The 6923-nt window shown below is 66.2% G+C and carries 9 protein-coding genes and 2 pseudogenes; 5 read left to right on the forward strand and 6 right to left on the reverse strand.

The genetic code is table 11. The annotated features are described in order from the left end of the window. Positions 1-45: 45 nt before the first annotated feature. The 5 genes from IE278_RS43350 to IE278_RS38170 all read right to left on the reverse strand — a co-directional run bounded on the left by IE278_RS43350 (position 46) and on the right by IE278_RS38170 (position 2752). Positions 46-639: an RraA family protein gene (locus IE278_RS43350; RefSeq protein WP_213089775.1), complete on the reverse strand. Its 594-nt coding sequence runs from the start codon at positions 637-639 to the stop codon at positions 46-48. Further along, on the reverse strand, positions 636-1088 hold the full coding sequence (locus IE278_RS38155; RefSeq protein ID WP_189779596.1) for a DUF6196 family protein: 453 nt from the start codon (positions 1086-1088) through the stop codon (positions 636-638). The genes IE278_RS43350 and IE278_RS38155 overlap by 4 nt, the downstream gene beginning before the upstream one ends. A 5-nt stretch (positions 1089-1093) precedes the next feature. Next, complete coding sequence (locus tag IE278_RS43355) at positions 1094-1540, reverse strand: GNAT family N-acetyltransferase (RefSeq protein WP_213089776.1); 447 nt, start codon at positions 1538-1540, stop codon at positions 1094-1096. A 106-nt stretch (positions 1541-1646) separates the two neighbouring features. Further along, positions 1647-2246 carry a TetR/AcrR family transcriptional regulator gene (locus IE278_RS38165; RefSeq protein ID WP_189779597.1) on the reverse strand — a complete coding sequence of 200 codons (600 nt, stop codon included), beginning with the start codon at positions 2244-2246 and terminating at the stop codon, positions 1647-1649. Positions 2247-2356: 110 nt separating this feature from the next. Beyond that, positions 2357-2752: an MmyB family transcriptional regulator gene (locus IE278_RS38170; protein WP_189779606.1), complete on the reverse strand. Its 396-nt coding sequence runs from the start codon at positions 2750-2752 to the stop codon at positions 2357-2359. A gap of 44 nt (positions 2753-2796) precedes the next feature. Between IE278_RS38170 and IE278_RS38175 the strand changes: the two are divergent. Continuing rightward, positions 2797-2967 (forward strand): annotated as a pseudogene (locus IE278_RS38175) (aldo/keto reductase); the annotation flags it as partial. Between the two features lie 331 nt (positions 2968-3298). Here the strand turns inward: IE278_RS38175 and IE278_RS38180 are convergent. Then, positions 3299-3782 (reverse strand): annotated as a pseudogene (locus tag IE278_RS38180) (IS5 family transposase); the annotation flags it as partial. A gap of 212 nt (positions 3783-3994) precedes the next feature. Here IE278_RS38180 and IE278_RS38185 point away from each other — a divergent pair. From IE278_RS38185 to IE278_RS43125, 4 genes are all read left to right on the forward strand, one after another. After that, positions 3995-4243, forward strand: a complete 249-nt coding sequence (locus IE278_RS38185; RefSeq protein WP_189779598.1) for an antitoxin MazE7 — start codon at positions 3995-3997, stop codon at positions 4241-4243. A gap of 2 nt (positions 4244-4245) precedes the next feature. After that, positions 4246-4629: a toxin Doc gene (locus IE278_RS38190; RefSeq protein WP_189779599.1), complete on the forward strand. Its 384-nt coding sequence runs from the start codon at positions 4246-4248 to the stop codon at positions 4627-4629. A gap of 158 nt (positions 4630-4787) precedes the next feature. Next, positions 4788-5810: an LLM class flavin-dependent oxidoreductase gene (locus tag IE278_RS38195; RefSeq protein WP_189779600.1), complete on the forward strand. Its 1023-nt coding sequence runs from the start codon at positions 4788-4790 to the stop codon at positions 5808-5810. Between the two features lie 197 nt (positions 5811-6007). Next, entirely contained in the window at positions 6008-6391 is a 384-nt protein-coding gene (locus tag IE278_RS43125) for a hypothetical protein (protein ID WP_189779601.1), read from the forward strand. The last annotated feature ends 532 nt before the right edge of the window (positions 6392-6923 follow it).

Consider the following 6923-nt stretch of genomic DNA (forward strand, 5'->3'; position numbering starts at 1 on the left):
GTCAGTGACAGGTCCGCGGTGCGTCGCTGGAGGTAGCCGGCGAAGTCAAGTTGGTCGCGGAGAGATCAGCCCTGGTGGATGAGGTCGCCCTGCGCCGTCTCGATGCGTTGGATGCGGCTGGCGAACTGGAAGACTCGGTTGGCCTGGGCTGGTCTGATAAATGTGACGCCGTCGTCGCGACGACGGCGTCCCCGATGGCGACGGGAGCAGAGTCCAGGGTGGTGGTCCGTATCGGCGGGGCCACGGGCGGTATCGGCGCGGGCCGGATGAGGCCGATCCGAGACTGAATAGCGGGAGGCGGGTGTGCCGCAATTGCGCGGTGTCCCGGCGGGCGCCCCACAGCACGATTCCGGCGAGTGCGGCTTCCGCGAGCCGCAGACCGGCGATGCACTCCTCCTCGCGCCTGCCTCCGTTGTCGATGACGAGGACGTCGCTCCTGTCCGACTCGGCGATCACTTCCAGGATCGAGTCCGCGCTGCCGAGGTGGGTCACGGGGCGCGCGGGTCCAGAGAATGGTGCACCCGGCAGGAGCGGCCGAAGCGATGGTGGCGCCCACCTCACGGGGGGATTCAGATAGACGGACGCATTTGCGATCGCGGCCGTCGGCACCCGTTCGTCTCCGGCAGCAACGGTGCTCATGACGGGGTCGCTGTGGGGTGGTCGGCGAGCTCTCGGATGACGCCGGCGACATCGTCCAGCAGGTCGATGGGGCAGCCCCAGTAGTCGTAGATCCCACCGTGATCGCTGTTGCTGCCGCACACGACGAACAGTCCGGTCCCCAGACGCTTCTTCAACTCGGTGGCGAGCCAGCCGACGAAGCCGCTGTTGTCGAGGCCGGGTGGGAAGTGGAAGGACAGCAGACCGAATCGTTCTCTCTCCTTGTCACTCCCGTCGTCCGGGCGAAGGGCGCTCCAGCATTCGTCGTCGCGGATGACCGCGAGGACGTGCTCATCCAAACGGGGCGGCTCGTTCATCGGTGTTTCGACGAATGACCACGCCCCGTCGAGCACCGCGATCTCAGAGTTCGCTATGACGGCCCGTAGCCGGGTTCGTGTCTGAATCGAGGTCTCTTGGCTGACGCTGACCATGGTGGTCACCTGCTTCCGGTCGAGGCTGGGCGGGTTGGTTCGTCGAGCGAGAGGAGCATCAGGATGTCGGCGCGGGCGTAGTAGTCGGCGAGAGGAAGTTCCTCCCGGCTGATCCGGCGAAATCCCGAGTCCTCGTAGAGCCGGAGCGCGGCAACCGGCCGGCTGTTCGTCCCGAGAAAGAGACGCCGGGCGTCCAGCTGTCGAGCCCGAGCGATCGCAGCCTCTCGAAGCCTTTGGCCGGCGCCGCGGCTCCGGAATTCAGCACGCACGCCCATCGTGGCGAGCTCAAGAAGATCGGAGCTGTATCGCAGGAGCGCAACGCATCCGGCGGCGGTGCCGTTCGGTATCCGCGCGATCAGAACATCCCCGCCCGACTGAACGATGTGGGTGAAAGGATCGCGCCCAGCAGGTGTCCATCCTCGTCGGTGAGAACGAACAGCACCCTGGTCCACTCCTCGTTGACGCTACGGAAGTCCGCTGCATCAACAGCATCGGATGCCGACCGGATCACGAGACCAATGGGCGCAGCCGGTACACGCCCGTTGCGTGAATCAACATTCAAGCTCGGCGTTCCAGTCCTGCCAGCAGCGTGAGACCACCTTCGATCACACGGTCGAACGCTGCCTGGCTCCGGTCTGCGCGAGCAAGAACGTGCGCTCCTTGCACGATGGCAATGATCGTGGCAGCAACGGCCTCGGCGGAGAAGTCGTCTCGCAGCTCCCCTCGCGCTTGCCCGTCGATCAGGAGATGTTCGATTCGTCGGCGATACCAGGTCAGGCTGTCCGCCACGGGCCCCCGCAGCCGCTCGTTCTCCAGCACGGCGTTGTCAAGGGTCATCCGCCCGAACCGGCAGCCTTTCTGGCCGTCGCGCGGCTTGCTCAGATAGCTCTTGACGCTTCCAGCTGGCGATGGCGTCTGCTTCAGGTAGTCGTCCATTGCGCGCTCGAGTTCGGCACTGTTGCGGAGCATCGCTTCGGCTGCGACGTCGGCCTTGGTCGGGAAGTGGTGGTACATGCTTCCCTGTCCGACGCCCGCGCGCGCTCGGATCTCCGCGGGGGTGGTCGATGTGTAGCCCTGCTCCCACAGCAGCTCCCGGGTGGCCTCGACGAGACGCTCTCGTGAGCTGGCAGCCGGGTGGTGGCGTTCCGTGCTCTTCACGTGGTCGGTCCCTCCTTGCAGGCTGGCAGCTCTTGCCGTTCTGTCCCTACCTACAGGTACAGTATCAGCATGGCACGGACGGTACCGGGGGCAAATCCTCGATCGTGCGGCTACCGCGGCTGGACGGGATGAGGCCAGATGCCGTCGCGGGCTTCGGTGGCGGCCCAGCTCTCCAGAAGCTGCAAACGCTCCCGCGTCGACTCGTCGGCCGGGTAGTAGACGAACAGGCTCAGCGTCGTGGAGTCGGGCAGCGCGAGCGCCTCGAACCCGAGGTCGAGATCCCCGACCACCCGGTGACGGAGGACCTTGCGACCCGTGCGGTGGTACTTCACGTCGTGGACGGCCCACCGGCGGGAGAAGTCGTCGCTGCTCGTGACGAGCTCGCCCACGAGATCGGAAAGGCGCCGATCCGCCGGGTTCGCGCCGACGTAGCCACGCAGGACGGCGACGACATCGTTGGCGGTCTGCTCCCAGTCGACGTAGAAGTCGCGTGCGAGCGGGTCCAGGAACGTGAACCGGGCACAACGGCGTCACCCTCCCTGCCCTGGGTCTGGGCGTCTATCAGAGCTCACCGGAGGAGACCGCCGAGGCGGTGGCGACCGCGCTCGAGCTGGGCTACCGCCACGTCGATACGGCAGCCGCGTACTTCAATGAGAAGGAGGTCGGAGACGGCCTGCGCCGAGCTGCACTCCCCCGGGATGACGTATTTGTCGAAACCAAGGTGTTCCCGAGCGACTACGGGTTCGATGAGACCCTGCACGCGTTCGAGAAGTCGCCCCCCCCGGAGAGCTGGCCGAGGACACCGCGCAAGTGGTCGTCGGGGAGCGGGACGGGCAACCGTCGGCTGCTAGAAAGCACGACAGAACGGGTGGGATCCCGGAAGATCAGTTCTTTCGCGTTTGAGCGCACGGCAGAACGAACGCAGCGACGTGGCAAGGCTCTTGGCCGTCTCGCCGTTCAATGCCGTCAATGCCTCTACGGCCGCTCCAGCTGGCTCCGCAGATCGACGGCGTGCGGCTGTCCAGCTTCCCGCTCCACCACAGCCGCACGGGGCGGTGAAACGCGATCATGGGCTTCAGCCCCTCGCTGTCATGGACGTTGCCGGCCGAGATCCCGACGACGAGAGGCAGACCGTTCGCGTCCGACAAGATGTGCATCCTGGAACCCGGCTTACTCCGGTCCACGGGGCTCGGACCTGTGTGTTCGCCCCCCTTTTTTTGCCCGGCCGTGAGCGGTGTCCAGGACGACACGGGTGACGTCGACCAGGTCGGCGTCGTCGAGCCGGTGCAGCACGGCCAGGTGCAACCGGCCCCAGAGACCAGCTCCGGACCAGATCAGGAACCGGCGGTGCGCGGTGGACTTCGATATGCCGAAGGACCGCGGCGGAGCCCGCCAGGCGCAACCACTGACCAATACATGAATGATGGCCGCAAACAGCGTCTCATCAGGTGTGTCCGGCGTCCTGCCACCCTGCGGTGGCACCCTCGGTGATGGGATCAGCGGCTTCGCGATCTCCCACAATCCATCCCGAACGATTCAACTCCAAGTTCCCTGCCCCATACCGGATTCTACGTCCGTCTCACCACATAGGACACGGTCACGTCTGCCCCCTCCATGCAGACGGCTGGCTTCCGGCGATGAGTGAGCCGAGCAGTATCTGCCGCGGTTCAGCGCGTTGCCGCCCAGGCCGTCCACGTGCGCCACCTTTGAGGTATTCACGGAGGTAGTCACAGGTGCATACTGAGGGTATGGCTGATACCACCGTGAAGATCGACACAGAGACCCGGGACCGGTTCAACGCGATCGCCGCCGCTCGCAAGACGAGCGTGCGTGCCCTGCTCGCTGAACTTGCCGTGGAGCAGGAGAACCAGCTCAAGCTGGGCGTGGCGACGGACGCGTTCCGTGAGGCCGTCTCCCAGCCGGGCATGGCCGAAGCCTTCGACCGTGACTTCGGCGGACTCCCCCAGGCGGCGCGCACGACGCACCGGGCGGCCTGACCTTGGACCTGCACATCGACATCCGCTGGCTCCTGGACCGGCAGGAGGAACTGCTCGGCAAGGAACTGGGCGTGCTGGACTACTCCGCGCTCGTAGCCGCAGTGGCACGCCACCGCGTGAACACCCCACAACTGACAGAGGGCTCCCCGGACGCGTACTGGAGGGCGGCCGCACTCATGGAGCAACTCGTACTGCTGCGGTCACTGCCGGCCCGCAACGAGTTCTTCGCCTACGGCGTCGCCGTCGCCTACCTCAAGGCATCCGGAGAAAACGTCGACACCACCGCATACGAACCCTGGCGCGACCTGATCGCCGACATCCGCGCACTGCGCCTGACCGTGTACGACATCGCCGACCGGCTGCGCTCCCTGAGCCCGCCCGCCTGAGCGTCAACCGGTGCTTTCGCTCACGTCGGCGAAGGCCCGGCCTCGCGGCCATCGAGCCCTCAGCCAGATCGACAGCAACCAGTGGCCACGCCGTTACGTGTAGACACCTCCATCTAGGTTCCGAGGAATGAAACCGGTCGCTGGTTGTTGAATGTGGCATGAAAAAGATCGGGTTCCTGTCCTTCGGACACTGGACGCCATCGCCGCATTCACAGACACGCTCTGCGGCAGACTCCCTGCTCCAAGCGATCGACCTCGCCGTCGCCGCGGAGGAACTGGGCGCCGACGGCGCCTACTTCCGGGTGCACCACTTCGCCCGGCAGCACGCCTCACCGTTCCCGCTGCTCGCGGCCGTCGGGGCGCGCACCAGCCGGATCGAGATCGGCACCGGCGTGATCGACATGCGCTACGAGAACCCGCTGTACATGGCCGAGGACGCAGGCGCGGCCGACCTCATCTCCGGCGGCCGACTCCAGCTCGGCCTCAGCCGGGGATCCCCGGAGCAGGTGATCGACGGCTGGCGGCACTTCGGCCACACGCCCCCGCAGGGCGGAACCGACGCCGACATGGCACGCGAGCACACCGAGCGGCTGCTCGACGTCCTCACAGGCGAGGGCTTCGCACAGCCCGACCCCAGACCGATGTTCGCCAACCCGCCGGGACTGCTGCGCGTCGAACCGCACTCCGAGGGACTGCGAGAGCGTATCTGGTGGGGCTCCGGCTCGAACGCCACCGCCGTCTGGGCAGCCGGACTCGGGATGAACCTGCAGAGCTCCACCCTCAAGGACGACGAGAGCGGCGAGCCCCTGCACGTCCAGCAGCGCAAGCAGATCGAGGCATACCGCGAGGCATGGCAGGCCGAGGGCCACACCCGCGAACCAAGAGTCTCGGTCAGCCGCAGCATCTTCGCGCTCACCGACGACCGCGACCGCGCCTACTTCGGCCGGGAAGGCAACTCCAAGGACCAGATCGGCTACATCGACGCCCACACACGCAGCATCTTCGGCCGGTCCTACGCCGCCGAACCCGACGTCCTCATCAAACAGCTCGCCGAGGACGAGGCCATCGCCGCCGCCGACACCCTGCTGCTGACCGTGCCCAACCAACTGGGCGTCGAGTACAACTCCCATGTCATCGAGAGCATCTTGACCCACGTCGCTCCCGAACTCGGATGGCGCTGACAGCGCCGCCTTCGAATGCCAACCCTCCTGCGGTGCGACCGGTCGCGATAGATGACACACCTGGTCGCGACGACTGACACCCCAGAACGCGACCGGAACCGCCACTGGACTCCGGCACCGTGACGGCAGCCACTCCCCTATCGCCTGTCCCGGTCGCGCCTGTCGGCCTGACCGACCGGGCCAGGAGGTTCGTGCAGGTGGACGGCGTTCGTGTTCCCCGACAGGGCCTCGGGCAGCGCCGGAAGATGTGGATCGAGCACGGGGTCCCTGCCGTGGAGATCGACCGGGCCTCGGCCTTCCAGGACCGCTGGGGCGGTCTTGCGCTGCCGCCCGCCCCGTTCTCCGAGGGCGGTCCGCGCGTTCTGGACGCCGACTGTCCCGAGGGCTCGTCCGCTGAGGGCTGGTTGTTTCCGGCAGGAAGCTGCCGAGTCTCCATGGCCTACGGATTCATGATCGGGTCCGACGGCGCATTCGGGATCGATGCCCACCGCTGGACACCACTGCACGCCGGCACAGAAGAACGGGTGGAGTCATTGGCGCTCGCCGCCCACGCCGGCCGCTGGGCCAAGACCGCGACATGAGTCAAGGGGGAAGGCCGTCGGGTCATCGAACCTCGTCGGCTTCGAACCGGTGCCCGAAGTACAGGGCGTAACGGACACATGGTGGAGGGGCAAAGACTCGCCCATCGCCCTCTACCGCGGCGGGACTGTCGGCGGTATGTGGACCGGGTTCGAGGGACATCACGGTGCATGACGTCGCATGGGCCGGGCGGCGCTCGACGAGACAGGCACGTTCTTCGGTGATCACTGGCGACACCCGTCCTCAGGCGACTCAGGAGCGAACTGGGACGAGCGGAGGGCTTCGTTGCGTTGTGTGACTTACGAGCCTCCGGGGGAGCAGAACCGTTATCGCGCGTTTGCTTGACACTCTATTGAGGGGCTCATAAGGTCCGCGACAGCCCTCGAACGGTTGTCGATATATCGAACAGAAACTTCGACGGCCCACAGTGACGCTAGGAGTTCTCTCGGCATGAAGAATCTCAAGGCAGTGCCCTCAGAGCTCGTAACACGATCTTCTGTGTGACTCAGGTGCAGTCAAAGCGAAGCGGTCGAG

This window comes from Streptomyces tauricus, from assembly GCF_014650955.1.
Classification (GTDB): domain Bacteria; phylum Actinomycetota; class Actinomycetes; order Streptomycetales; family Streptomycetaceae; genus Streptomyces; species Streptomyces tauricus.

Excerpts from the sequence above, each read along its gene's own strand:
- IE278_RS43350 (WP_213089775.1), bottom strand. The coding sequence starts at position 639 with ATGAGCACCGTTGCTGCCGGAGACGAACGGGTGCCGACGGCCGCGATC.
- IE278_RS38155 (WP_189779596.1), bottom strand. The coding sequence starts at position 1,088 with ATGGTCAGCGTCAGCCAAGAGACCTCGATTCAGACACGAACCCGGCTA.
- IE278_RS38185 (WP_189779598.1), top strand. The coding sequence starts at position 3,995 with ATGGCTGATACCACCGTGAAGATCGACACAGAGACCCGGGACCGGTTC.
- IE278_RS38195 (WP_189779600.1), top strand. The coding sequence starts at position 4,788 with ATGAAAAAGATCGGGTTCCTGTCCTTCGGACACTGGACGCCATCGCCG.